We start from the raw sequence: 23010 nt of genomic DNA, 5'->3' as shown, positions 1-23010 counted from the left end.
CGCGGCGGCGGGGTCAGGACTCGAAGGTCGCGGCCAGTGCCTCGGCCAGCCCCGGCACCAGACCGGCCCCGGTCAGCACGTCGTTCGGCGAGTCCTTCTCCCGCAGCCGCACGGCCGACTCCCGCGCACCGTCCCGCAGGACGGCCACGGTCATCCGCACCTCCTGGCGGTCGGGGTGCTTGGCGACCCACTGGGTCAGCTGGGTGTCGTCGAGACCGTCCGGTACGGAGGCCTCGGCGGACGGCGGCAGCATCAGCCGCTCCACCGTCATCGCGCACCCGACCACCGCGTCGGGCCAGGCGATCGTCGCGAGGAACTCGTCCAGCGCGGTACCTGCGGGAAGCTCCTCCTGCTCAATAGGGGTGAGTGCGGCGGCCTTCGAGCCGTCGCCGTCGAGACCGAGCTGGGCGGCGAGGCCCGGCTCCTGGGCCCGCAGCCGGGCGGTGTCGACGAGGGCGAACAGCCGGGCGGGCTGATCCCAGCCGAGACCGGAGATGTATGTGTCGATTTCGAGCACCGCGACGGTGAGCGGGCTCGCGGCCATCGGAGGGCCTGAGGGGGAAACGTTGGGCATGGACAACATCCTGCCTCCTTCCGCCCCGGGAACGGGAACTAGGTAAAGCCTCAGTAAGTTGCATAGGTGGGCTCTACGATCGCGGGGCCCCTTCAACACGACCGCGAACTTTGAGGTGCGCACGTTGGCTTTCCAGATGCCGGACCGCGGCGGAGGCCCGACAGGGCCACGGATCAGAGTCGGCCGCCCGTCCCGGCGCGCCCGAACCCTGCTGATGACACTGGGCGTCCTGGCGATTCTCGCCATGGCGTTCGTCATGTTCGCGGGGTTCTGGACGGACTGGCTCTGGTACAGGTCGGTCGCGTATTCATCCGTCTTCACCACGACCCTGTGGACCAAGATCGGGCTGTTCCTCGTCTTCGGACTCCTGATGGCCATCGCTGTCGGAGTGAACATCTGGCTCGCGCACCGGCTCCGGCCGCCGCTGAGCGCGATGTCGCTGGAGCAGCAGAGCCTGGACCGCTACCGGATGAGTCTCGCCCCGTACAAGAAGTGGGTGCTGCTCGCGATCACCGCGCTCGTCGGTCTGATCGCCGGAGCGTCATCCTCCGGCCAGTGGCGCACCTGGCTGATGTACGTGAACGGCGTGTCGTTCGGGCAGAAGGACCCCCAGTTCCATCTGGACGTGTCCTTCTTCGCCTTCGACCTGCCCTGGTACCGCTTCCTGCTGGGCTTCGGCTTCGCGGCGACGGTGCTCTCGCTGGTAGCCGCCGCGCTGACCCACTACCTGTACGGCGGGCTGCGCATCACCAGCCCCGGCGCGCGGGCGACGGGGGCGGCCACCGGTCATCTCTCGGTGCTGCTCGGCATCTTCGTCGCGCTGAAGGCCGTGGCGTACTGGCTCGACCGCTACGGGCTCGCCGTGAAGTCCAGTGACTTCAAGGCCACGGACAACTGGACGGGCCTGCGGTACGTCGACGCCAACGCCTACCTCCCGGCGAAGACCATCCTGTTCTGCATCGCCGCGATCTGTGCCGTGCTGTTCTTCGCGACGCTCTGGCGCCGCACCTGGCAGCTGCCGGTGATCGGATTCGGGCTGATGGTCCTCTCCGCGATCCTGATCGGCGGGCTCTACCCCGCCATCGTGCAGAAGTTCCAGGTCCAGCCGAACGAGCAGGCCAAGGAAGCCCCGTTCATCCGGAAGAACATCGAGGCCACGCGCGACGCGTACGACATCGACAACGCGCAGGTCGACGACTACGCGGGCAAGAGCACCACGGACGACGAGACGAAGCTCCGCGCCAGCGCGGACGCGGCGGCCAGCTACCGGGTGATGGACCCGAACGTCGTCTCCCCGGCCTTCCAGCAGCTCCAGCAGAAGAGGAACTACTACCAGTTCCCCAAGACGCTGGATGTCGACCGCTACAAGGACGAGTCCGGCAAGGAGCAGGACACGGTCATCGGTCTGCGCGAGCTCAACCTGGACGGCATCCCCAAGCGCAACTGGATCAACGACCACTTCACCTACACCCACGGCTACGGTGCGATCGCCGCCCGGGGCACCACGACCGGCAAGAACCCGAAGGGCTCTCCCGACTTCACCGAGTCGGGACTGCCGACCACCGGTGAGCTGGGCTCGTACCAGCAAGAGATCTACTACGGCGAGAAGACCGAGCAGTACTCCATCGTCGGCGGGCCCCAGAAGGAGCTCGACTACGAGGAGGACGGCGAGAAGACCACCAGCTACAAGGGCAAGAGCGGGGTCAGTCTCTCCAGCGCGTTCAACCGCGCCGCCTACGCGGTGGCGTTCAGCGAACCGCAGATCCTGTACTCGGGAGCCATCGGTGACGGCTCGCGGATTCTGTACAACCGCACCCCCAAGGAGCGGGTCGAGGCGGTCGCTCCCTGGCTGACCATCGACGGCGACGCCTACCCGGCCGTGGTCAAGGGCCGCATCCAGTGGGTCGTCGACGCGTACACCACGACCAACGGCTACCCGTACGCCTCGCGCACGACGCTGGGTGACACCACGGCCGACTCGCTGACCACCAACCAGCGTGCGGTCGTCGCCCAGCAGAACCAGGTCAACTACATCCGCAACTCGGTGAAGGCCACCGTCGACGCGTACGACGGCAAGGTCAAGCTGTACGAGTGGGACACCGAGGACCCGATCCTCAAGACCTGGCGCAAGGCGTTCCCCGGGACCGTGCAGCCCAGGACGGACATCCCGCAGGAGCTCATGGACCACCTGCGGTATCCGCAGGACCTGTTCAAGGTGCAGCGCGAGCTGCTGACCCGCTACCACGTGGAGAACCCCGCCCAGTTCTACAGCGGCAGTGACGCGTGGCAGGTCCCGGACGACCCGACCAACAAGGAGTCCGGTGCCGTCCCGCCGTACTACCTGAGCATAAAGATGCCGGACCAGACGGCTCAGAAGTTCTCGCTGACGACGACGTTCACTCCCAAGGGGCGGCCCGACCTGGGGGCGTTCATGGCGGTGGACGCCGATGCGTCCAGCAAGGACTACGGCACGATAAGACTGCTGAGAGTCACCACCACGGTGAAGGGTCCCGGCCAGGTACAGAGTGAGCTCAACGGCAACGACGACGTCGCCGAGTTCGTGAGAAACCTCAAGGGCACCGACTCCGACATCGAGTACGGCAACCTGCTGACGGTGCCACTCGAAGGGGGCTTCCTCTACATCGAGCCGGTGTACACGCGCGGTGGCACGCAGAACTATCCGCTGCTGCGCAAGGTCGCCGCTTCGTACGGGTCGAAGATCGTCTTCGAGAACAGTCTCGGGGAGGCGCTCAACGCGGTCTTCGGGGTGGACGAATCCGATACGAGCAGACCACCGGCGGAGACCACGCCACCGGGCGACACCACGGAGCCGCCGGCCACCGGCGACGCCGCGCTCAAGAAGGCGATCGCCGATGCGCAGAAGGCCTATACGGAAGGCGAGGCAGCCCTGAAGAAGCAGGACTGGACCGCCTACGGCAAGGCTCAGACGGATCTGCAGGACGCCTTGCAGCGGGCGGCGGCCGCTCAGCCCAAGTCCGGCAGCACCGGCAAGCCGGACAAGGGCGATAAGCAGGACAGCTCCGCGAGTACCGACAGCGGTGGCTGAGTGACTCGGTAAAGCTTCACCTTCGCGCCGTGGTACGGTTTGAACACAACGGCGCGGGGTGGAGCAGCTCGGTAGCTCGCTGGGCTCATAACCCAGAGGTCGCAGGTTCAAATCCTGTCCCCGCTACTGAAAGACGAAGGCCCGGATCCTTTCGAGGATCCGGGCCTTCGCCGTGCCGCCGTGACTTTTCTGCGCAGTGAGCGTGAAGTGCGGTTCATGGGGCACGAGTTGAGCAGGGACGTGTTTGACTTGTCTCTCTGTGGGCAAGTCGACAAAACGCTGAAGTGACCTCACTGGCCGCGATATACCAGGTGTACGCGGGTTACAGGTGGTGCGACGATGGTATTTATGGGGGACAGGGCAACTCTGTTGGAGACAGGGCGGTTTGTTCAGCGTCACGCCCATCCGGCGGAAAACGTGATGGATGTGGCATTTGCCGCCGCCGCACGGTACAACGACTACATCGAGACCGCCGAGACTGCGGAGTGTGCCGCGACCGTCGAAAGTGCAGGGACCGCAGAGTCCGCGGACGGCGTGGAGAACGCCGAGGGCGCGGAGACCGCAGAGAGTGCGGACAACGCCGAGAGCGAGGCGCGTCACCGTCGTGCCGCCGACGCCGGGGACACGGCGTCCATGAGCGTCCTCGGCGCGCTGTTGCTGCGCCGGGGCGACCTCGCCGGCGCCGAGACGTACCTGCGTGCGGCGACCGCTGAGGGCGACCGTGCCGCGGCCAACAACCTCGGGGTGCTGCTGCACCAGCGCGGGTACCCGGACGAGGCCGCCGACTGGTGGCGGATCGCGGCGGTCGCCGGCTCCGCCGCGGCCGCGCACGCCCTCGGGCGCCACTACCGCGAGCGCGGCGACGAGCCCGGCGCCGAGTACTGGCTGCGCCAGTCCGCCGAGCAGGGCCACGCGCTGGGCGCGTACGCCCTCGCCGAGCTGCTGGAACACCGCAGCGACGTCGGCGCGGAGCGCTGGCTGCGTGCCGCGGCCGAGCAGGGGCACCGCGAGGCCGCGTACCGGCTGGCACGCCTGGTGGAGCGCAACGCGGCGGACGACGCGCACGACGCTTTCGGCCGCCCCGGACTCGGCCCCCGCACCGGAACGGACGGCGAGACCGGCACCGGCCGGCGCCGGGTGGCCGCCCGCAAGGACGACAGCCCGGTCGCCGGGCCCGAGGCGGGCCGGGTCGGCGAGGCCGAGCAGTGGTACCGGCAGGCCGCCGCGCGCGGCCACCGGCGTGCCGCCCTGCATCTCGGCGCCATTCTGGAACAGCGCGGCGAGCTGAAGGAGGCCGGCCGCTGGTACCTCATCTCGGCCAAGGCGGGCGATGCGCGGGCCGCGTGCGCGCTCGGCTTCCTGCTCCGCGACGCGGGCGACCGGGAGAGCGCGGCCGTGTGGTGGCTGCGCGCCGCCCAGGACGGCGACGGCAACGCCGCCAACGCCCTCGGCGCGCTGCACGCTGCCCGCGGCGAGCAGCAGACCGCCGAGCGCTGGTACCGCGCGGCCATGGACGCCGGTGACGTCAACGGCGCGTACAACCTGGGGCTGCTCTGCGCGGCCCAGGACCGTACGGCCCAGGCCGAGCAGTGGTACCGGCGCGCCGCGTACGCCGGCCACCGGGAGGCCGCCAACGCACTGGCCGTGCTCCTGCTCCAGGCGGGCGACGCGACCGGTGCCGAGCCCTGGTTCTCCAAGGCGGCCGAGGCGGGCAGCGTCGACGCCGCGTTCAACCTCGGCATCCTGTACGCCGGGCGTGACGAGGACCGGGCCGCCCTGCTCTGGTACGAGCGCGCCGCGGCGGCCGGCCACACCGAGGCCGCGCTCCAGGTCGGCATGGCGCTGCTGCACCACGGCGAGGAGCGGGAGGCCGAGCGGCACCTGCGCTGCGCCGCCGGTGGTGGCAGCGCGGAAGCGGCCTTCCGGCTGGCGGGGGTGCTGGACTCGCGGCAGCCGCCGCCGGGACCGCCCGCCCTGGGCGAGCCGATGCCGGAGAAGACCGAGTGCGAGGAGTGGTACGAGCGTGCGGCCGAGCAGGGCCACCGCCGGGCCCAGGTGCGCGTCGGGATGCTCGCCGCGGCCCGGGGCGACGTGGAGAGCGCCGGCCGCTGGTACCGGGAGGCGGCCGAGGCGGGCAGCCGCAACGGGGCCTTCAACCTCGGTCTGCTGCTCGCCCGTGAGGGCAGTGAGCGCGAGGCCGCGCTGTGGTGGAGCCGCGCCGCGAACGACGGGCACGGGCGGGCGGCCCTGCGCCTCGCCCTGCTGGCCGCGCGCCGCGGTGAGCTCACCGAGGGGCAGCGGTGGTGTGCGCGGGCGGTCGAGCTGGGACCGGCGGAGGTCTCTGAGCGGGCCGCGCGGCTGCGCGAGGCGCTGCACCAGGAGCTGACCGCGTAGGCGGGTGCGGATGCGGGTGCCGGTGTCGATGCCGGGGCGGGTGCTCGGGGGCGCGGAGCCTTCGGCCCCGCCTCGTCCTCGATCGCCGGACGGGCTTGACGCGGCTGGTCGTCTCCCGTCCTCAAGCAGGCTGGGAAGTGATTTGCGCTGGTCCGGAGGGGCGACGTAGGGTGGGGATCACAACGGCGCGGGGTGGAGCAGCTCGGTAGCTCGCTGGGCTCATAACCCAGAGGTCGCAGGTTCAAATCCTGTCCCCGCTACTGAAGACAGAGGGCCGGATCCTTCAAGGATCCGGCCCTCTGCGCATGCCCGTCACGAGCGTGCATGCCCCTCACGAGCGGTCCGGTTCAGGGCTTGTGGCCCACGGCTTCGCCGTACATCGCGCGGTCCACGGCTTTCTCCTCCGGTACCGGCGTACCCGAGGAGACGCCCGAGTCGGCGTACGCCTTCTGCACCCGGTCCGTGGTGCCCTTCCGGATCTCCCAGTCCATCCGCATCGACGGCGTCGACCGCAGGGTGGCCTCGTCGGTCTTCATCAGCCCGGCCAGTTCGGTGACGAAGGCGGGGTCGGACTTGTAGTCGCCGGTGAAGTAGGTGTTCACCGTACGGATGTAGGCCCGGAGGAAGGCGACGCCCGCGTCCGGGTCCTTGTTCAGCAGTGTCGGGCCGAACAGGAGCCCGCCGAGCGGTTCGCCGAGCGGCTGGCCGCCGAGGAACGCGTACTTCTTGTCGCCGTCCACCTTGCGCCAGATCGGGTCGAGCAGCCAGGCGGAGTCCACGCCACCGTTCTGCAGGGCGGTCAGTACGTCCGCCGAGCCGAGCTGCTGGAAACTGATCTTGTCCAGGCCGCCGCCGTGCTTCTTCAGCGAGGTGTCCATCGGATAGGCGATCACCGAGCCCTTGCCGATCATCGTGCCGAGTTTCCGGCCGGCCATGTCGACGTGGTCGGCGCTCTCGCCGTCCTTGAGGCGCACCCACAGGCCGCTCTTGGAGGTCGGGTCGGGAGAGAAGTTGCCCGCGACCCATTTGATGTCGAAGCCGCCGTTGATGCCGTTCATCACCGCGACCTCCGGCGCCGCCCACTGGGCGTCGACGTCCCCCTTGGCGAGCAGGGGCAGGGCGTCCGGGGTGGGGAGCACCTTCAGCTGGACGTCCAGGCCCTCCTTCGCGAACTCGCCCTTGGCCACGGCGACCTGGAGCGGTGCGACGTACTCCGCGCTCAGGGTGCCGGTGGCCAGGACGATCGTCCGCTTCTTGGCGAGCGGCCGGGCGGCGGGCGCCCCTTTGTCGCAGCGGGCGGGCTTGCGGGCGGGCGCCAGGTCCGCGGGGTCGGTCCAGCTCCCGGCGCCGCAGCCCGCGACGGGTTTGACGGTGCGGGGCGCGGCGTCGGCACCGCCGCCGTCCGAGGTGTCGTTCCCGGCGCAGCCCGCCGCGCCGAGCAGGGATGCCGCCACCAGCACGACGGTGCGGGTGAAGGGGGTACGTGTGCGCACAGTGCCTCCGTACGAAGAGCGAGGTGGGCCGTTCACGACTGGCTGCGGCCGCGGTCGCGCGGGGCCCAGGGGGTCAGCAGCCGGCCGGCGATCCGCACCACTTCGGAGAAGACGACACCGAGCACCGCCACACAGACGATGCCGACGAACATCACATCGTTCTGGAACAGCGCCCGGGAGTCGAAGATGAGGTGGCCCAGTCCGTCGGCCGCCGCGATCTGCTCCGACGCGACGATGACCAGGACCGCCACTCCGGCCGCGATCCGCGCGCCGACCAGTACCGCCGGCAGCGAGGCCGGCAGGAGCACGTGCCGGAACATCTGCCAGGGCGACGCACCGAAGACCTGCCCCGCGTCGCGGTGGCCGACCGGTACGGCGAGCACGGCCGCCATGGTCGAGATCCAGACGAAGAAGAAGACGGTGGCGGCGACCAGGGCGATCTGCGGCCCCTCGCCGAGGCCGAACATATTGAGGAAGACCGGCAGCAGGGCCAGTTTCGGTACGACGTACAGGGCGTCGAGCAGTGGCTCCAGCGCTGCCCGCACGAGGGCGAGCGAACCCATCAGCAGGCCGAGCGCGTAGCCCGCGACCGTGCCGATCGCATAGCCGCCGAGGACCCGTTTGAGCGTCGCCCACACGTCCGGCCACAGCTCGCCGTCGGCGGCCCGGTCCCAGCCGTCCGCGAAGATCGTGGAGGGCGCGGGGTAGACGCGGTCGTCGATCCAGGACCTGGCCGCGGCGAGCTGCCAGAGCAGCACGAGGAGCAGCGGTACGGCGACGGCGAGGGCGATCTCGAGGGTGCGGCGTCGGCGGTGGGTGCGTACGGGGTGCAGTTCCTGCGGGCCCGGCCTGCGGACCAGCACCTGCTCGTCGCCGCTCACGGACTTCACGGCGGTGCTCATACCAGGGCCGCCTCTCCGCGGACCTCGCCGCGCAGCAGATCCCACAACTCGCTCTTCAGCGCGGTGAATTCCGGCGTCGAACGGATGTCACCGGTGCGCGGGCGCTCGAACGGAGGGCGGTGTTCGGCGATGATCCGGCCGGGTCGGGCGGACATCACGAGGACCCGGTCCCCGAGCACGATCGCCTCCTCCAGGCTGTGGGTGATGAAGAGCGTGGTGGTGCGGGTGGTCTGGGTGAGCTCCAGCAGTTCGTCCTGGAGGATCGTGCGCAACTGGGCGTCGAGCGCCGCGAACGGCTCGTCCATCAGCAGGATCTCGGGTTCGACGGCGAGTGCGCGGGCGATGGCCACCCGCTGGCGCATCCCGCCCGACAGGGCGGCGGGGTAGGCCCCGGCGAATTCGGCGAGCCCGATCCGGGCCAGCCAGTCGTGCGCCCGCGCGTCGGCCTCCTTGCGCGGCACGCGCTGGATGTCGAGGCCGAAGCGGACATTGGCGAGGACGGTCTTCCAGTCGTAGATCCCGTAGTCCTGGAAGATCATCGCGGCGGGCCGGGCCGCTGACGTGCGGATGGACAGCTCGCCGGCGCTGGGGCGCAGCAGTCCGGCCGCGATCCTGAGCAGGGTGGACTTGCCGCAGCCGGAGGGGCCGACGATGCAGGCGAACTCGCCCGGCACGATGTCGAGATCGACCGGCCCGAGGGCGGCCAGGGCCTTGGCTCCCCGTCCGAAGGAGCGGGCGAGGGAGCGGGCGCGGAGTTTGGGGGCGTCGGTGGACAGCGGTGCCGGTGGTGCGGGGGGTGGGTTCGGGTGCGGATCTCCCACGGGTCTCTCCTCGTACGCAATCGAGGTGCGGAGCCGCCGCGGGGCGGCGGTGATCGTCGATGACGATATGACGACCCGTCAGATTCGGGAAGGGGGTGCGCGGGAGTCAGTGCCCGGCACGGCACGAAGAGGCCCCGCACCGGGAATCTCCGGTGCGGGGCTCAGAGGTCGGCAGGCAACCCCTCGGGGGGAACGGGCTCAGGCGGCCGCGGCGCAGTTCGGGCAGATGCCGCGGTAGGTCATCTCGACGCCGGAGATCATGAAGCCGAAGCGCTCGCCGGCCGGCAGGTCCGCCAGCGGGTCGCCCGCCGGGTGCACGTCGCGGATGGCGCCGCAGTTCGCGCAGACCAGGTGGTGGTGGGGGTGGTGCGCGTTCGGGTCGTACCGCTTGGCCCGGCGGTCGGTGGAGACCTCGATGACCTCGCCGAGCGTCACCATCTCGCCCAGCGTGTTGTAGACGGTGGCGCGGGAGATCTCGGGCAGCTTGGCGACGGCCCGCGCGTGGACCTCGTCGGCCGTCAGGTGCACGTGCTCCCCGTCGAGCACCTCGGCCACGACGCGCCGCTGCGCAGTCATGCGCCAGCCGCGTCCACGGAGTCGTTCCAGCAGGTCACTCATGAGGACAAGCCTAACAGTGGAGGGCCCCTGTCCCGAACTCGTGTGACTTTGGATGACTGCTTGACTTGGACTAAGTCCATTGTAGGATCGGGAACGGCGTAGGCCGAGGGACAGGCTGTGCACGCCGGGACGGCATGACGAAGACGCAGGAATGACGCAGGAGGCGCACGTGACGCAGGGACCGCTCACCACGGAGGCCGGAGCACCGGTCGCCGACAACCAGAACAGCCAGACCGCTGGCGTCGGCGGTCCGGTGCTGGTGCAGGACCAGTCGCTGATGGAGAAGCTCGCGCACTTCAACCGCGAGCGCATTCCGGAGCGCATCGTGCACGCCCGGGGCGCCGGTGCGTACGGCACGTTCACGCTGACCCGCGATGTCTCGCAGTGGACGCGTGCGAAGTTCCTCTCCGAGGTCGGCAAGCAGACCGAGACCTTCCTGCGCTTCTCGACCGTCGCGGGCAACCTCGGCTCCGCCGACGCGGTGCGTGACCCCCGCGGTTTCGCGCTGAAGTTCTACACCGAGGACGGCAACTACGACCTCGTCGGCAACAACACCCCGGTGTTCTTCATCAAGGACGCCATCAAGTTCCCCGACTTCATCCACACCCAGAAGCGCGACCCGTACACCGGCTCGCAGGAGGCGGACAACGTCTGGGACTTCTGGGGTCTGTCGCCCGAGTCCACCCACCAGGTGACCTGGCTCTTCGGTGACCGCGGCATCCCGGCCACGCTGCGCCACATGAACGGCTACGGCTCGCACACCTACCAGTGGAACAACGAGGCCGGCGAGGTCTTCTGGGTCAAGTACCACTTCAAGACCGACCAGGGCATCAAGAACCTCACTCAGGACGACGCCAACAAGCTCGCCGGTGAGGACCCGGACAGCCACCAGCGCGATCTGCGCGAGTCCATCGAGCGCGGCGAGTTCCCGTCCTGGACCGTGCAGGTCCAGATCATGCCCGCGGCCGAGGCGGCCACGTACCGCTTCAACCCGTTCGACCTCACCAAGGTGTGGCCGCACGAGGACTACCCGCCGGTCGAGATCGGCAGGCTGGAGCTCAACCGGAACCCGGAGAACGTCTTCGCGGAGACCGAGCAGTCGATCTTCAGCCCCGCGCACTTCGTGCCCGGCATCGGCCCGTCCCCGGACAAGATGCTCCAGGGCCGCCTCTTCGCGTACGGCGACGCGCACCGCTACCGCGTCGGCATCAACGCCGACCACCTGCCGGTGAACCGCCCGCACGCCGCCGAGGCGCGGACGCAGGGCCGGGACGGCCACCTGTACGACGGCCGTCACAAGGGTGCGAAGAACTATGAGCCGAACAGCTTCGGCGGTCCGGCACAGACGGACAGGCCGCTGTGGCAGTCCGTCCCGGTCACCGGCGACACCGGCACCCACGAGGCCGCCTCGCACGCCGAGGACAACGACTTCGTCCAGGCCGGCAACCTCTACCGGCTCTACTCCGAGGACGAGAAGGCCCGGCTGATCGACAACCTCGCCGGGTTCATCTCGAAGGTCTCGCGCGACGACATAGCCGAGCGCGCGATCAACAACTTCCGACAGGCCGACGGCGACTTCGGCAAACGACTGGAAGCGGCGGTCCAGGCCCTGCGCGGCTGACGGTTCGCTTGCCCGGCCGGTCCCCCCGGGTGGGGCCGGCCGGTCCTTCGTGGGGGCCGGTCAGCCGACCAGCTCCGCGGGATGACGTCCGGCCGGTGCCCAGCAGCGGATGATGTCGCGCACCGACACGACGCCGACCGGGCCGTGGCCGTCCAGCACGATCAGATGCCGGAAGCCGCCGTGCGTCATGGTCACGGCCGCCTCCTCCAGGGTCCAGGCCGGCGCGGCGAAGACCACGTCGGTGGTGGTGTGGGTGGCGGCGGTCTCGAGGTCGGGGTTCTGGCCCGAGCCGACCGCGTTGAGGATGTCGCGCTCGGTGAGAATCCCGAGACCGCAGGTGTCCGGGTCGTGGACGACGGCTGCTCCGATACGGCGGGCCGACATCAGCCGGGCTGCCTGGCGGAGGGTGTGGGTCGGGCCGATGGTGAGGACCACCGTGCTCATGGCGTCACGGACGAGCATGAAGGGAGTCACCTCCTACGTGAAGCGACTGCGTGAGTCGATTCACAAGTTCACAAGTGAGGGGACTTTCAGAGTCGCACTGTTGGGGAGCCTCAACAAGGGGTGGTGAAGATCGTTCGAGGGGCGTGCGGTGGTGCGGCACGCCCCTCGTGGTTTCCGTACGCCCTCTGAAGCGTCCGGCACGGCTGTCACCGTCCGGGCGGGGCCCGGGTCGCGTCAGTAGCGCTGGTTCAGATAACCGAGCAGCTCGTGGTGGAGCGTCCCGTTCGAGGCCGCCGCGTTGCCGCCGCCCGGTCCGGAGACCCCGTCCAGGCTGGTGAAGCGGCCGCCCGCCTCCTCCACGATGATCGCGTTCGCCGCCATGTCCCAGAGCGAGAGCTCCGGCTCGGCGCAGATGTCGACCGACCCCTCTGCGACCATCATGTACGGCCAGAAGTCCCCGTACCCGCGGGTACGCCAGCAGGCCCGGGTCAGATCCATGAAGCCGTCGAGCCGGCCCTGCTCCTCCCAGCCGGTCAGGGAGGAGTACGCGAGCGAGGCGTCGGCGATCCGCTCCACCTTCGACACGTGCAGCCGGGACGCCGAGGTCAGGCTGCGGCCGGAGAACGCGCCCGCGCCCTTCGCCGCCCACCAGCGCCGGTTCAGCGCCGGCGCGGACACCAGCCCGACGACCGGCTGGAAACCGTCCTCACCGGCCTCCATCAGCGAGATCAGCGTCGCCCAGACCGGCACACCGCGTACGTAGTTCTTGGTCCCGTCGATCGGGTCGATCACCCAGCGCCGGGGGCCGGTCCCCTCGATCCCGAACTCCTCGCCCAGGATCGCGTCGCGCGGGCGGGCCCGATGGAGGTGGCCGCGGATCAGCTCCTCGGCGGCCTTGTCGGCCTCGGTCACCGGCGTCATGTCCGGCTTCGTCTCAACCTTGAGGTCCAGAGCCTTGAACCGGTCCATCGTCGTCGCGTCGGCGGCGTCCGCCAGCACGTGGGCGAGGCGCAGATCATCGTGGTAATCGGGCATGACCGTCACAGTATCGACCGCCGGTGAACAGGGCCACATGGCCCCGGACGCCGCTGAACTCCTGACCGTTCGGACCCTTGACAGTGCGGGGGAGCGCGTCAACTCTGAAACGCAGGCCCCGGCGTGGGAGGCAACGATGCCGACAGCGCGAGAAGCACTGCTGGACGCCGCCCACGCGGCCCTCACCACCCGGCCCTGGCCGACCGTGCGGATGGTCGATGTGGCAGCCGCCGCCGGGATCTCCCGGCAGACCCTCTACAACGAGTTCGGCAGCAAGGACGGACTGGCCCGCGCCCTGGTCCGGCGGGCCGCCGACGCCTATCTGGCCGGCGTCGAACAGGCACTGGGGACGGCCGGCGGCACCGGCGACAGGCTGGCCGCCACCGCCGCCTGGACGGTCCGCTCCACCCGGACGAACGCACTGGTCAGAGGGCTGCTCACCGGTTGCTGGGAGGACCGGTTACCGCGCCCCGCCCACCCGGTCGGGCCGCCCGGCTCGCTCGTACCGGCGCAGCGCCGGGCCGATGCCGGAGCGCCGACGCCCGCCGAACTGCTCGGCCAGGTCAGGGACCGAGCGGTGGCCGCCCTGGACGGGGGACGCCCGCCGTGCGACCCGGCGGCCCTGGCCGTGACCTGCGAACTCGTGCTGCGGCTCGCCCTGTCGTACGCACTGGTGCCCCCGCACCCCCACGTGGCGGGGGACGGGGCGCCGCTGGTGCGGGTCGTGGCCGAGCGGGCGCCGGACTCCGCGACGTGAGCCGGCCGGTCTCAGTGCGAGGAGCCCGAGAGCTGGAGCCCGATCACGCCGAGGATCACCAGCGAGATCGAGATCAGCTTGAGCGTGGAGACCACGTCGTCGAGGAAGATCATGCCGTAGATGGCGGTGCCCGCCGCGCCGATGCCGGTCCACACCGCGTAGGCCGGGCCGACGTCGAGCTTCTTCAGCGACATGGTCAGCAGGCCGAAGCTGCCGAGCGCGAAGACGCAGAACGCGATGGTCGGCCAGAGCCGGGAGAAGCCGTGCGAGAGCTTCAGGCAGACGGCGAAGCCCGTCTCCAGCAGTCCCGCGACCACGACCAGCAGCCACGCCATCGTCAGTGCCCCTCCCGCATCGGTGACCGCCTCGTACCGCTGGGCTTGATTCGTGATTATGCACTTACCGGTGGCGGGTGATCGCAAACGTGCCCGGGTCAGTCGCCTTCGCGTCGCTCCCGCGTGGAGAGCAGCCGGCGCAGTGAGTCCAGCCGGGCCGGATCGGCGTGGCCCTCCGCCACCCAGGCGTCCAGCGCGCATTCCGGTTGCCGGCTGTCGTGGGTGCAGCCGCGAGGGCAGCCCTCGGTGCCGGGCTGGAGGTCGGGGAAGGCGTTGATGACCCGGGACGGGTCGATGTGGTGCAGGCCGAACGAGCGGACGCCGGGGGTGTCGATCACCCAGCCCCGGTAGTCCGGCAGCGGGAGCGCCAGGGCCGACGTGGTGGTGTGGCGGCCGCGCCCGGTGACCGCGTTGACCACTCCGGTCGTACGCCGCCTGTCCTTCGGCACCAGCGCGTTGACCAGCGTGGTCTTCCCGACGCCTGAGTGCCCGACGAAGGCCGTGACCCGGTCGTTCAGCTGCTCGCGGACCCGCTCCGCCGCGTCGCCGTTCTCCAGCTCCTCGCGGTTGGTGACGATGAACGGCACACCCAGCGGGGTGTACGCCTCCAGGAGCTTGTCCGGGGAGGCCAGATCCGACTTGGTCAGCACCAGGAGGGGCGAGAGCCCGCCGTCGTACGCGGCGACCAGACAGCGGTCGATCATGCGCGGACGGGGTTCCGGATCGGCCAGTGCGGTGACGATCGCGAGCTGGTCGGCGTTGGCGACGACCACCCGCTCGAACGGATCGTCGTCGTCCGCCGTCCGGCGCAGCACCGAGCGGCGTTCACCGATCCGGACGATCCGGGCGAGGGTGTCCTTGTCGCCGGACAGGTCACCCACGATGGAGACGGTGTCGCCCACCACCGCGGCCTTGCGGCCCAGCTCACGGGCCTTCATCGCGACGACCGTGCGGCCCTCGACGAGACACGTGAGGCGGCCGCGGTCCACGGTGAGGACCATGCCGTCCTCGGCGTCCTCGTGCTTGGGGCGGGTATGCGTACGAGGCCGGTTGCCCTTGCGGTTGGGGCGGACCCGGATGTCGTCCTCGTCGGGGTTCTTGCCGTAGCGGCGCATGTCTCAGGCCCCGAGCATTCGGGTCCACATCTGCGGGAAGTCCGGCAGGGTCTTGGCGGTGGTCGCCACGTTCTCGATCTCCACTCCGGGGACGGCAAGGCCGATGACGGACCCGGCGGTGGCCATCCGGTGGTCGTCGTATGTATGGAAGGTACCGCCGTGCAGCGGTCGCGGCCGGATGTGGAGGCCGTCGGCGGTCTCGGTGACCTCGCCGCCCAGCTCGTTGATCTCCTTGGTGAGCGCGGCCAGCCGGTCCGTCTCGTGCAGCCGCAGATGGGCCACGCCGCTCAGGGTGGAGGGGGAGTCGGCCAGGGCCGCGACCGCCGCGATGCCCGGGGTCAGCTCGCCCACCTCGCCGAGGTCGACGTCGATGCCGTGGATCCGGCCGGAGCCGGTGAAGGTGAGCCCGTGCTCGGTCAGCTCGCAGCTGCCGCCCATGGCGGTGAAGATGTCGCGCAGCGCGTCACCCGGCTGAGTGGTGTGCAGCGGCCAGTCCGGGACGGTGACCCGGCCGCCGGTGACCAGCGCCGCGGCCAGGAACGGCTGGGCGTTGGAGAGGTCCGGCTCGATGGTCAGGTCCCGGCCGAGCAGTGCCGAGGGGGAGACCCGCCAGACGTTCGGTTCGCCGCCCGTCTCCGGCTCGTCGACCTGGGCGCCGACGGCCCGCAGCATGTCGACGGTCATCCGGATGTGCGGCATGGACGGGAGCCGGGTGCCGGTGTGACGTACCTCCACGCCCTGGTTGAAGCGCGGCGCCGACAGCAGCAGTGCCGAGACGAACTGGGAGGACGAGGACGCGTCGATCGCGACCGGGCCGCCGTCCAGCGCGCCGACGCCGTGCACGGTCATCGGCAGCGAGCCGCGGCCGTCGTCGTCGATCCGGGCGCCGAGCACCCGCAGGGCGTCGATCACCCCGGTCAGCGGGCGCTCGTAGGAGCGCGGGTCGCCGTCGAAGTGGACCGGGCCGTCGGCGAGCGTCGCCACCGGGGGCAGGAAGCGCATGACCGTGCCGGCGTTGCCGACGTCGATGGTGACCGGGCCGTGCAGACCGGCCGGGATGACCCGCCACGCCTCGCCCGAGCCGTCCGGGCCGCCCGCGACCGAGGAGCTGGAGGATACCGTCTCCTCGATGCCGATGCCCATCGCGCGCAGCGCGTCGGCCATCAGCAGGGTGTCGCGGGAGCGCAGCGGGCGGCGCAGCCAGCCGGGCTCCGAGGAGAGCGCGGCCAGCGCCAGCGCGCGGTTGGTGACCGACTTCGATCCGGGCACGGTGACGGTCGCGTCGACGGCTCCGCTCGCGTGAGGGGCGGGCCAGAGGGCGGGGTGCACGGAACTTTCGGTCATGGGGCTCACTTTAGACCGACCGGCAATCCGGGGCCGTCGGCGCGGGAGTGGTGAGAAGCGAGGTCACAGGCCCAGCAGCCAGCGCCCGCCGCCGATCAGCGAGCAGAGCGACACGGCGTGGAACAGGAACAGCCAGAGCGCGGCCGGTACGTCCGTCAGCCGGGACAGCTGGTCCGCGTCGGAGTCCGGCGCACCGCCGTGCCGCCGCTTGGACTGGAGCTCGAACGCCGGGCGCACGCCGCCCAGCAGCAGGAACCAGACCGCGCTGTACGCGAACAGGGACTGCCAGTCGGGCGAGGCCAGCCACGACATCAGCAGGAAGAGCGAACCGGTGAGGATCACCGTCAGAGCCCCGTACACATTGCGGATCATCACCAGCATCACCGCGAGCAGCGCCGTCGCCAGCCAGAGCAGCAGCGTGATCCGGCCGTTGACCAGCAGCCACGCGCCGCCGAGGCCCAGCAGCGGCGGTGCGGTGTAGCCCGCCGCCGCGGTGAGGACCATGCCGATGCCGGTCGGCTTGCCGCGGCTCACCGTCAGCCCGCTGGTGTCCGAGTGCAGCCGGATGCCCGAGAGCTGCCGCCCGGTGAGCAGGGCGACCAGCCCGTGACCGCCCTCGTGGGCGATGGTGATCGCGTTGCGGGTCAGCCGCCATATGAAATTGGGCACGACGGCGATGAGCGCGGCCGTGGCGGTCACCACGACCAGCCACTGCTCGGGGAGCGGCTGGGTGCCGAAGACGCGGTCCCACAGATTGCCGAGATCGGTGCTGTCCATGGCGCGGGCGGCTCCTTGCGGTATTGACGTCCGGTCGGGATGACGGTCGTGGCAGTCTGGCACCTATGTGCGGACGGTATGCAGCGAGTCGGCGGCCCGAGGATCTGACCGGACTCTTCCAGGTGGAGAAGTGGGAACCGGCGGAGACGCTGGAGCCCGACTACAACGTGGCGCCGACCAAGGAGGTCTACGCCGTACTGGAACGTCCGGTGAAAGACGCGGATGACCAGCGTCCGGTTCGCCAGTTGCGCGCACTGAAATGGGGGCTCGTCCCCTCCTGGGCCACATCACCGGAGGGCGGCGCCCGGATGATCAACGCCCGCGCCGAGACGGTGCACGAGAAGCCGTCCTTCCGCCGCCCCTTCGTCTCGCGGCGCTGCATCCTGCCGGCCGACGGCTATTACGAGTGGGTGACCGGCAGCGAGGAACGGCAGCTGGAGGAGAAGGGGCGCAGGAAGCGGCCCCGCAAGCAGCCGTACTTCGTGACCCCCGCCGACGGATCGGTCTTCGCGATGGCCGGTCTCTACGAGTTCTGGCGCGACCGGACCCTGCCGGACGACCATCCGCGGGCCTGGTGGGTGACCTGCTCGGTGATCACGACCGAGGCGGAGACGAGCCCGCTGGCCGTCGCCCCGGCCGAGGGCCCCACCGCGCTCGCCGACATCCACCCCCGGATGCCGCTGATGCTCACCCCGGACCGCTGGGACGACTGGCTGGACCCCTCGCACACCGGCATCGAGGAGCTGCGGGGACTGCTGACACCGCCGCCCGGCGGGCTGATGCGGGCCTATCCGGTGGCCACCGCCGTCAGCAACGTCCGCAACAACGGCCCCGAGCTGCTGGACGAGCTGGCCGCGCCCGAGGTCGGCACGCTCTTCTGAACGCTCCTCCGTGACCCGGGTCGCAGCGGTGCCGGCCGTGCGGCCTTGGTTGGATGGGGCCGTGAAAGCCACCGGGACAGCCCCACGCACCGAAACGGTCGACACCGAGGCCGGGACCGCCCGGATCACCTGGCGGCCCGCCCGTGAACCCCGCCTCCTGCTCGCCCTCGGCCACGGCGCGGGCGGCGGCATCGAGGCCCGGGACCTGCGGGCGCTGGCCGCCGCACTGCCCGCGCACGGGGTGAGCGTCGCTCTGGTGGAGCAGCCCTGGCGGGTCGCGGGGAAGAAGCTCGCCCCCGCCCCGAAGACCCTGGACACCGGCTGGCGCGGACTGTGGCCGGTTCTGGCGGCTCCCGGGCTCCCGGTCGTCGCCGGGGGACGCAGCGCCGGGGCCCGGGTCGCCTGCCGCACCGCGTCCGGACTCGGCGCCCGTGCGGTCCTCGCGCTCAGCTTCCCGCTGCACCCGCCGGGCCGGCCGGAGAAGTCCCGCAAGGACGAGTTGCTGGCCTCCGGCGTGCCCACCCTGGTGGTCCAGGGCGGGCACGACCCGTTCGGCAGGCCCGCCGAATTCCCTCCGGGGGAGTACCGGATCGCCGAGGTGCCGCACGGGGACCACGGTTTCGCGGTCCCGAAGCGGTCGGGGGTGACCGAGGATCAGGCGATGGAGATCCTCACCACGGCCGTGACCGGATGGCTGGCCGGAATCGTGTGACGTAGGGCCCGGGAATGTTGGGCGGGGGGCCACTGTTGTGTGGGATGTCGGTACACCAACGTCGTATGTGGAGAGGGAGTCCGTCGCATGGGTTCGACCATCTGCCCGCGTCGCTCGAACGCCGCTGACCTGGAGTGGACGGTGCTGCATGCGGCCAAGACCACTTCCGAGCGGGCACTGAGCGGATCGGATCGACAGCCCGCGCCGGACCAAGGTCGACTATTCTCCGATTCGAGCGGGTCCGCTTTCGGTCCCGCCACAGCGTTGGAGGAGGTGGGTCCGGTCACTGGGACCGACACAGGGACCGACGACGGCCGCCCGCAGGAGACGACCGCCGAGCGCAACGCGCGCTTCGAGCGCGATGCCCTCGGTTTCCTCGACCAGATGTACTCGGCCGCGCTGCGCATGACGCGCAACCCCGCGGATGCCGAGGACCTGGTCCAGGAGACGTACGCCAAGGCGTACGGCTCCTTCCACCAGTTCCGTGAGGGCACCAACCTCAAGGCGTGGATGTACCGCATCCTCACCAACACGTTCATCAACTCGTACCGCAAGAAGCAGCGCGAACCCCAGCGCAGTGCCGCCGAGGAGATCGAGGACTGGCAGCTGGCCCGCGCCGAGTCGCACATGTCGACCGGTCTGCGCTCCGCCGAGTCCCAGGCCCTCGACCACCTGCCCGACTCCGATGTGAAGTCCGCGCTGCAGGCGATTCCCGAAGAGTTCCGCATCGCGGTTTATCTTGCCGATGTAGAGGGCTTTGCCTACAAGGAGATCGCGGACATCATGGGGACTCCCATCGGTACGGTGATGTCCCGACTGCACCGGGGCCGCCGTCAACTGCGCGGCATGCTGGAGGACTACGCCCGTGACCGCGGGCTCGTCCCGGCGGGTGCCGGTGAGTCGGACGATCGGAAAGGCTCGGGCTCATGAGCTGCGGAGAGCCGCACGAGACGGATTGCTCAGAGGTCCTTGACCACCTCTACGAGTTTCTCGACCGGGAGATGCCCGACAGCGACTGCACCAAGTTCGAGACGCACTTCGGTGAGTGCTCTCCCTGCCTGGAGAAGTACGGGCTGGAGCAGGCCGTGAAGAAGCTGGTCAAGCGCTGCTGCGGTCAGGACGACGTACCGGCCGACCTGCGCTCCAAGGTGATGGGGCGGATCGACCTGATCCGCTCCGGCCAGGCGGTGCCCGAGCAGGACGTGTCGGTCTCCGACACCGGGCTGCCGGCCGCCGCCAAGGACTGACGCATCACCCGAACGTGCTAATCGCGGCCGTCGGCACTCAGCCGGGACGCCCAACTCGCTAGCCTGGCGCCTCCATTGGCGATGCTGGGGGGCGGGCGGAACGGGTGAGAGCCACACGCGGCGCGGCGCGGGCGTACATCGCGGCCGTCGCACTCTGCGCGGGCCTGTGCGTACTGCCCGCGCTGCGTCCCGGCGCGGGCACCCCGTGGACCACCCTCGGACTGCTCACCGGGCTCTACCTGGCCTGTGAACTTCCGGGCCGCTTCCCCTTCTTCCGCACCTCCGTGCCGGTCAGTGCCGGATCGTTCTTTCCGCTGCTGCTCGCGGCCGCCTTCCTGCTGCCGCCGGCCGCCGCGGCACTGGTCGCGATACCCGGCTCACTCGTCGGCCGGGTGGAGAAACCACCGGCCGCCGCCCGCCGCGTCTGGCGGGCGGCACAGCTCGTCCTCGCCGTCTGGGTGGCCTCCCGCGTCCACGTCCTGCTCGGCGGTCCCGCCGCCCTCGGCGGCTCCGGGTCCGGGCGGCTGCCCGACCTCCCCTACGCACTGCTGCCCGCCTGCGCCGCCGCACTGGCCTTCAGCCTCGCGCTGACCGCGCTGGACGGCTCGATCCTGGCCGCGGCCGAGCAACTGCCCGTCCGGCGCGCCTGGAGCGGGCTGCTGCCCCGCTCGCTCGGCCCCCACCTCGTGCACGGCCTCGCCGGACTGATGATGGCGGTCCTGTGGAGCAGCTCGTACGGGCCGCTGGCCGCGCTCTTCGTCCTGCTGCCGATGTACATCTCCTGCTGGGTCTTCGCCCAGTACCACCGCGAGCACGCCGCGCACCGCGCCACCATCAGGGCCCTGGTGCAGGCCGTCGACATCAAGGACACCTACACCCGGGGCCACAGCGAGCGGGTGGGGCGCGCCTCCGTGCTGATCGCGGACGAGCTGGGCATGGCGCGGGACCGCGTCGAGGTGCTCCGGTTCGCCGGCATCCTGCACGACGTCGGCAAGCTCGGCGTGCCGACCCGGGTACTGCGCAAGGACGGGCCGCTGACGCCGGAGGAGCGACGGGTGATCGAGCTGCACCCGGAGTACGGGCACGAGATCGTCCGCGGTATCGGCTTCCTCGGTGAGGCACGGGCCGCGATCCTGCACCACCACGAACGGCTCGACGGCAGCGGGTACCCCTACGGACTGGCCGGCCGCGAGATCCCCGAGTTCGCCCGTGTCGTCGCCGTCGCCGACGCCTTCGACGCGATGACCTCGACCCGGTCCTACCGGCCGGGGCGGCCGGTGCCGGTCGCCGTGGAGGAGCTCAAGCGGTGTGCCGGCACCCAGTTCGATCCGCAGATGGTGCGGGCGCTGGCGCGCGGCCTGGAGCGGCACGGGTGGGCGGAGGCGGTGACGGCGGACGAGGTGCCGGGGCCGCGCGGCGGGGCCGCCCCGGGGCCGGGGCGTCCCCGGCCGCCGGACGGGCCCGCTTCCGGTGCGCCGCCGTCACCCTCGCCGTCACCGTCCGGGTCGCCGGACCGGCGGCGGTGAGCCCGGAGCGGGTCCGGCCGCCCCGGGCCACCCTGGCCGTGCGCGGCGCCGCCCTCGCGCTCGCCGCCGCCGCCCTCGGGCACACCCTCTGGCTCGGGGTCCACGACCCCGGCCACGCCCTCGCCTTCGGGGTGCTCATCACGATCGGCGAGCTGGCCCGCTGGGGCGCCCTCCCCGGGGAACGGGAGCCCGCGCCGCTCGGCGCCGCCGGAGCCCTCGCGTACGCCCTGCTCGGCCGCAGCGGCGGGGAGCCCACCGGTCAGGGCGTGCTCCAGGTGATCGCCGTGCTCGTCGCGGCCCAGCTCGTCGCCTCCGTGCCCCATGTCGCACGCGGCAGCGGGCCGGGCCCTGACCAGCTGGCCCGCCGCGTCCTGACCGTCGCCTTCGCGGCCGTGTGCTTCCAGCCGCTCTACAACTCCGGCCGGTCCGAGAGCTGGTTCGGGGACGGGCCCTACTACGCGGCCTTCCTGCTCCTGCTGCTCGGCCTCACCGCGCTGTGCGACGCCGTCCTGGGCGCCCTGCTGCTGCGGGCCGGCACCCCCGTCCCGTACGGCCCGCTGCTCCGCGACGAGCTGCGGGCCCTGACCGGCATCGGCTCCGCGGTCTGCGCGACGGGCGCGGTCATGGCGCTCGGCGTCGCCGCGGCCGGGCTGTGGGCGCTGCCGGTCCTGTGCGTACCGCTGCTGCTCACCCAGCTGTCGTTCCGCCGCTTCGTCGCCGTGCGCACCACCTACCGGCAGACCATCGCCTCGCTCGCCCGCTCCACCGAGATCGCCGGATACACCCCGCACGGCCACGCCCACAGGGTGGCGGAGCTCTGCACGGCCGTCGGCCGTGAGCTGGGGCTCTCCGGGCCCGAGCTCACGGTCCTGGAGTACGCGGCCCTGATGCACGACATCGGCCAGCTCTCGCTCGTCGACCCGGTCAGGGAGGGCGCCACCGCCACACTGCCCGCCGCCGAGCAGCGCCGGATCGCCCTGCTCGGCGGGGCCGTCGTCCGCCAGACCGGGGTCGACGCGAAGGTCGCCGTCGTGGTGGAGCGGCAGGCGGACCCCTACCGCGAGCAGCCGCTTTCCGCCAGGATCGTCAGAGCGGTCAACGCATACGACGACCTCTGCGGGGAAAGTATCGGCGGGCCGCTCGGCGCGCTGGAACAGCTCAGGCTCGGGACCGGCCACGACTACCAGCCCCAGGTCGTGGAATCGCTCGCCCGGGTTCTGGCCAGGGGCGGTCTGACCCTTGTCCCACCTGGGTAACCCATGGGTAATGAGCGGGCGTCCGGCCGGGCATGGTTGGATGCGAAGGAGAGCGTGGAACGAGGGTGTCCAGTCGGGACAGGCGGGAATC

The 23010-nt window shown here is 71.0% G+C and carries 21 protein-coding genes and 2 tRNA genes; 12 read left to right on the top strand and 11 right to left on the bottom strand.

Going from position 1 to position 23010, the window contains the following annotated elements; translation table 11 throughout:
- Positions 1 to 13 precede the first annotated feature (13 nt).
- Complete coding sequence (locus ACIO3R_RS08535; protein ID WP_385025306.1) at positions 14 to 583, bottom strand: PPA1309 family protein; 570 nt, start codon at positions 581 to 583, stop codon at positions 14 to 16.
- A 127-nt stretch (positions 584 to 710) separates the two neighbouring features.
- On the opposite strand from ACIO3R_RS08535, the gene ACIO3R_RS08530 reads away from it, so the two are divergent.
- From ACIO3R_RS08530 to ACIO3R_RS08515, 4 genes are all read left to right on the top strand, one after another.
- A complete protein-coding gene (locus ACIO3R_RS08530; protein WP_385351143.1) occupies positions 711 to 3641 on the top strand; it encodes a UPF0182 family protein in 2931 nt (976 codons plus the stop codon).
- 52 nt (positions 3642 to 3693) lie between these two features.
- Positions 3694 to 3767, top strand: a tRNA-Met gene (locus ACIO3R_RS08525).
- A gap of 213 nt (positions 3768 to 3980) precedes the next feature.
- Positions 3981 to 6035, top strand: a complete 2055-nt coding sequence (locus ACIO3R_RS08520; RefSeq protein WP_385025303.1) for a sel1 repeat family protein — start codon at positions 3981 to 3983, stop codon at positions 6033 to 6035.
- Positions 6036 to 6221: 186 nt separating this feature from the next.
- Positions 6222 to 6295: transfer RNA gene (locus tag ACIO3R_RS08515), tRNA-Met, on the top strand.
- An 87-nt stretch (positions 6296 to 6382) separates the two neighbouring features.
- On the opposite strand, the gene ACIO3R_RS08510 is transcribed toward ACIO3R_RS08515, so the two are convergent.
- The 4 genes from ACIO3R_RS08510 to ACIO3R_RS08495 all read right to left on the bottom strand — a co-directional run bounded on the left by ACIO3R_RS08510 (position 6383) and on the right by ACIO3R_RS08495 (position 9869).
- Positions 6383 to 7528: an ABC transporter substrate-binding protein gene (locus tag ACIO3R_RS08510; RefSeq protein ID WP_402104540.1), complete on the bottom strand. Its 1146-nt coding sequence runs from the start codon at positions 7526 to 7528 to the stop codon at positions 6383 to 6385.
- 32 nt (positions 7529 to 7560) lie between these two features.
- Complete coding sequence (locus tag ACIO3R_RS08505) at positions 7561 to 8430, bottom strand: ABC transporter permease (protein ID WP_385025297.1); 870 nt, start codon at positions 8428 to 8430, stop codon at positions 7561 to 7563.
- Complete coding sequence (locus ACIO3R_RS08500) at positions 8427 to 9251, bottom strand: ABC transporter ATP-binding protein (RefSeq protein ID WP_385025294.1); 825 nt, start codon at positions 9249 to 9251, stop codon at positions 8427 to 8429. Before ACIO3R_RS08500 ends, ACIO3R_RS08505 begins: the two co-directional genes overlap by 4 nt.
- 198 nt (positions 9252 to 9449) lie before the next feature.
- Positions 9450 to 9869, bottom strand: coding sequence for a Fur family transcriptional regulator (locus tag ACIO3R_RS08495; RefSeq protein ID WP_363025767.1), 420 nt, complete (start codon positions 9867 to 9869; stop codon positions 9450 to 9452).
- Positions 9870 to 10020: 151 nt separating this feature from the next.
- Between ACIO3R_RS08495 and ACIO3R_RS08490 the strand changes: the two genes are divergently transcribed.
- Positions 10021 to 11490: a catalase gene (locus ACIO3R_RS08490; protein ID WP_402104536.1), complete on the top strand. Its 1470-nt coding sequence runs from the start codon at positions 10021 to 10023 to the stop codon at positions 11488 to 11490.
- A gap of 60 nt (positions 11491 to 11550) precedes the next feature.
- On the opposite strand, the gene ACIO3R_RS08485 is transcribed toward ACIO3R_RS08490, so the two are convergent.
- A complete protein-coding gene (locus ACIO3R_RS08485) occupies positions 11551 to 11952 on the bottom strand; it encodes a cyclic nucleotide-binding/CBS domain-containing protein (protein WP_385025287.1) in 402 nt (133 codons plus the stop codon).
- A 216-nt stretch (positions 11953 to 12168) separates the two neighbouring features.
- Complete coding sequence (gene hisN / locus ACIO3R_RS08480) at positions 12169 to 12969, bottom strand: histidinol-phosphatase (protein ID WP_363025772.1); 801 nt, start codon at positions 12967 to 12969, stop codon at positions 12169 to 12171.
- 136 nt (positions 12970 to 13105) lie between these two features.
- Here hisN and ACIO3R_RS08475 point away from each other — a divergent pair, with 136 nt between their 5' ends.
- Complete coding sequence (locus ACIO3R_RS08475) at positions 13106 to 13726, top strand: TetR/AcrR family transcriptional regulator (protein WP_385025284.1); 621 nt, start codon at positions 13106 to 13108, stop codon at positions 13724 to 13726.
- 11 nt (positions 13727 to 13737) lie between these two features.
- Here ACIO3R_RS08475 and ACIO3R_RS08470 read toward each other — a convergent pair whose 3' ends face one another.
- From ACIO3R_RS08470 to ACIO3R_RS08455, 4 genes are all read right to left on the bottom strand, one after another.
- Positions 13738 to 14061 carry a multidrug efflux SMR transporter gene (locus ACIO3R_RS08470; RefSeq protein WP_362957358.1) on the bottom strand — a complete coding sequence of 108 codons (324 nt, stop codon included), beginning with the start codon at positions 14059 to 14061 and terminating at the stop codon, positions 13738 to 13740.
- Positions 14062 to 14159: 98 nt separating this feature from the next.
- Complete coding sequence (gene rsgA, locus ACIO3R_RS08465) at positions 14160 to 15176, bottom strand: ribosome small subunit-dependent GTPase A (protein WP_385025281.1); 1017 nt, start codon at positions 15174 to 15176, stop codon at positions 14160 to 14162.
- Positions 15177 to 15179: 3 nt separating this feature from the next.
- A complete protein-coding gene (aroA, locus tag ACIO3R_RS08460; protein ID WP_402104529.1) occupies positions 15180 to 16520 on the bottom strand; it encodes a 3-phosphoshikimate 1-carboxyvinyltransferase in 1341 nt (446 codons plus the stop codon).
- A 63-nt stretch (positions 16521 to 16583) separates the two neighbouring features.
- Positions 16584 to 17297 carry a M50 family metallopeptidase gene (locus ACIO3R_RS08455; RefSeq protein WP_363025779.1) on the bottom strand — a complete coding sequence of 238 codons (714 nt, stop codon included), beginning with the start codon at positions 17295 to 17297 and terminating at the stop codon, positions 16584 to 16586.
- A gap of 65 nt (positions 17298 to 17362) precedes the next feature.
- Here ACIO3R_RS08455 and ACIO3R_RS08450 point away from each other — a divergent pair, with 65 nt between their 5' ends.
- From ACIO3R_RS08450 to ACIO3R_RS08425, 6 genes are all read left to right on the top strand, one after another.
- The gene (locus tag ACIO3R_RS08450; RefSeq protein ID WP_385025272.1) at positions 17363 to 18178 is read left to right on the top strand and encodes an SOS response-associated peptidase; all 816 of its coding nucleotides are present in this window, start codon (positions 17363 to 17365) and stop codon (positions 18176 to 18178) included.
- A gap of 61 nt (positions 18179 to 18239) precedes the next feature.
- Positions 18240 to 18890, top strand: coding sequence for an alpha/beta family hydrolase (locus ACIO3R_RS08445; protein ID WP_385025269.1), 651 nt, complete (start codon positions 18240 to 18242; stop codon positions 18888 to 18890).
- Between the two features lie 273 nt (positions 18891 to 19163).
- Positions 19164 to 19820 carry a sigma-70 family RNA polymerase sigma factor gene (locus tag ACIO3R_RS08440; RefSeq protein ID WP_018105559.1) on the top strand — a complete coding sequence of 219 codons (657 nt, stop codon included), beginning with the start codon at positions 19164 to 19166 and terminating at the stop codon, positions 19818 to 19820.
- Positions 19817 to 20137 carry a mycothiol system anti-sigma-R factor gene (gene rsrA, locus ACIO3R_RS08435; protein ID WP_385025265.1) on the top strand — a complete coding sequence of 107 codons (321 nt, stop codon included), beginning with the start codon at positions 19817 to 19819 and terminating at the stop codon, positions 20135 to 20137. The genes ACIO3R_RS08440 and rsrA overlap by 4 nt, the downstream gene beginning before the upstream one ends.
- A gap of 104 nt (positions 20138 to 20241) precedes the next feature.
- Complete coding sequence (locus ACIO3R_RS08430) at positions 20242 to 21663, top strand: HD-GYP domain-containing protein (protein WP_402104524.1); 1422 nt, start codon at positions 20242 to 20244, stop codon at positions 21661 to 21663.
- Positions 21660 to 22919 carry an HD-GYP domain-containing protein gene (locus tag ACIO3R_RS08425; protein ID WP_385025259.1) on the top strand — a complete coding sequence of 420 codons (1260 nt, stop codon included), beginning with the start codon at positions 21660 to 21662 and terminating at the stop codon, positions 22917 to 22919. Before ACIO3R_RS08430 ends, ACIO3R_RS08425 begins: the two co-directional genes overlap by 4 nt.
- Positions 22920 to 23010: the final 91 nt, after the last annotated feature.

Origin of the sequence: Streptomyces sp. NPDC087428 (assembly GCF_044744085.1) — a bacterium.
In the GTDB taxonomy this organism is placed as follows: Bacteria; Actinomycetota; Actinomycetes; order Streptomycetales; family Streptomycetaceae; genus Streptomyces.
This window is presented reverse-complemented; position numbering and strand designations above follow the sequence as displayed.

What these genes read in the sequence shown, in the direction of transcription:
- aroA (WP_402104529.1), bottom strand. Translation starts at nt 16,520, where the DNA reads ATGACCGAAAGTTCCGTGCACCCCGCCCTCTGGCCCGCCCCTCACGCG.
- ACIO3R_RS08505 (WP_385025297.1), bottom strand. Translation starts at nt 8,430, where the DNA reads ATGAGCACCGCCGTGAAGTCCGTGAGCGGCGACGAGCAGGTGCTGGTC.
- ACIO3R_RS08455 (WP_363025779.1), bottom strand. Translation starts at nt 17,297, where the DNA reads ATGGACAGCACCGATCTCGGCAATCTGTGGGACCGCGTCTTCGGCACC.
- hisN (WP_363025772.1), bottom strand. Translation starts at nt 12,969, where the DNA reads ATGCCCGATTACCACGATGATCTGCGCCTCGCCCACGTGCTGGCGGAC.
- ACIO3R_RS08530 (WP_385351143.1), top strand. Translation starts at nt 711, where the DNA reads ATGCCGGACCGCGGCGGAGGCCCGACAGGGCCACGGATCAGAGTCGGC.
- ACIO3R_RS08470 (WP_362957358.1), bottom strand. Translation starts at nt 14,061, where the DNA reads ATGGCGTGGCTGCTGGTCGTGGTCGCGGGACTGCTGGAGACGGGCTTC.
- ACIO3R_RS08495 (WP_363025767.1), bottom strand. Translation starts at nt 9,869, where the DNA reads ATGAGTGACCTGCTGGAACGACTCCGTGGACGCGGCTGGCGCATGACT.
- ACIO3R_RS08475 (WP_385025284.1), top strand. Translation starts at nt 13,106, where the DNA reads ATGCCGACAGCGCGAGAAGCACTGCTGGACGCCGCCCACGCGGCCCTC.
- ACIO3R_RS08520 (WP_385025303.1), top strand. Translation starts at nt 3,981, where the DNA reads ATGGTATTTATGGGGGACAGGGCAACTCTGTTGGAGACAGGGCGGTTT.
- rsrA (WP_385025265.1), top strand. Translation starts at nt 19,817, where the DNA reads ATGAGCTGCGGAGAGCCGCACGAGACGGATTGCTCAGAGGTCCTTGAC.
- ACIO3R_RS08535 (WP_385025306.1), bottom strand. Translation starts at nt 583, where the DNA reads ATGTTGTCCATGCCCAACGTTTCCCCCTCAGGCCCTCCGATGGCCGCG.
- ACIO3R_RS08490 (WP_402104536.1), top strand. Translation starts at nt 10,021, where the DNA reads ATGACGCAGGAGGCGCACGTGACGCAGGGACCGCTCACCACGGAGGCC.
- ACIO3R_RS08485 (WP_385025287.1), bottom strand. Translation starts at nt 11,952, where the DNA reads ATGCTCGTCCGTGACGCCATGAGCACGGTGGTCCTCACCATCGGCCCG.
- ACIO3R_RS08450 (WP_385025272.1), top strand. Translation starts at nt 17,363, where the DNA reads ATGTGCGGACGGTATGCAGCGAGTCGGCGGCCCGAGGATCTGACCGGA.
- rsgA (WP_385025281.1), bottom strand. Translation starts at nt 15,176, where the DNA reads ATGCGCCGCTACGGCAAGAACCCCGACGAGGACGACATCCGGGTCCGC.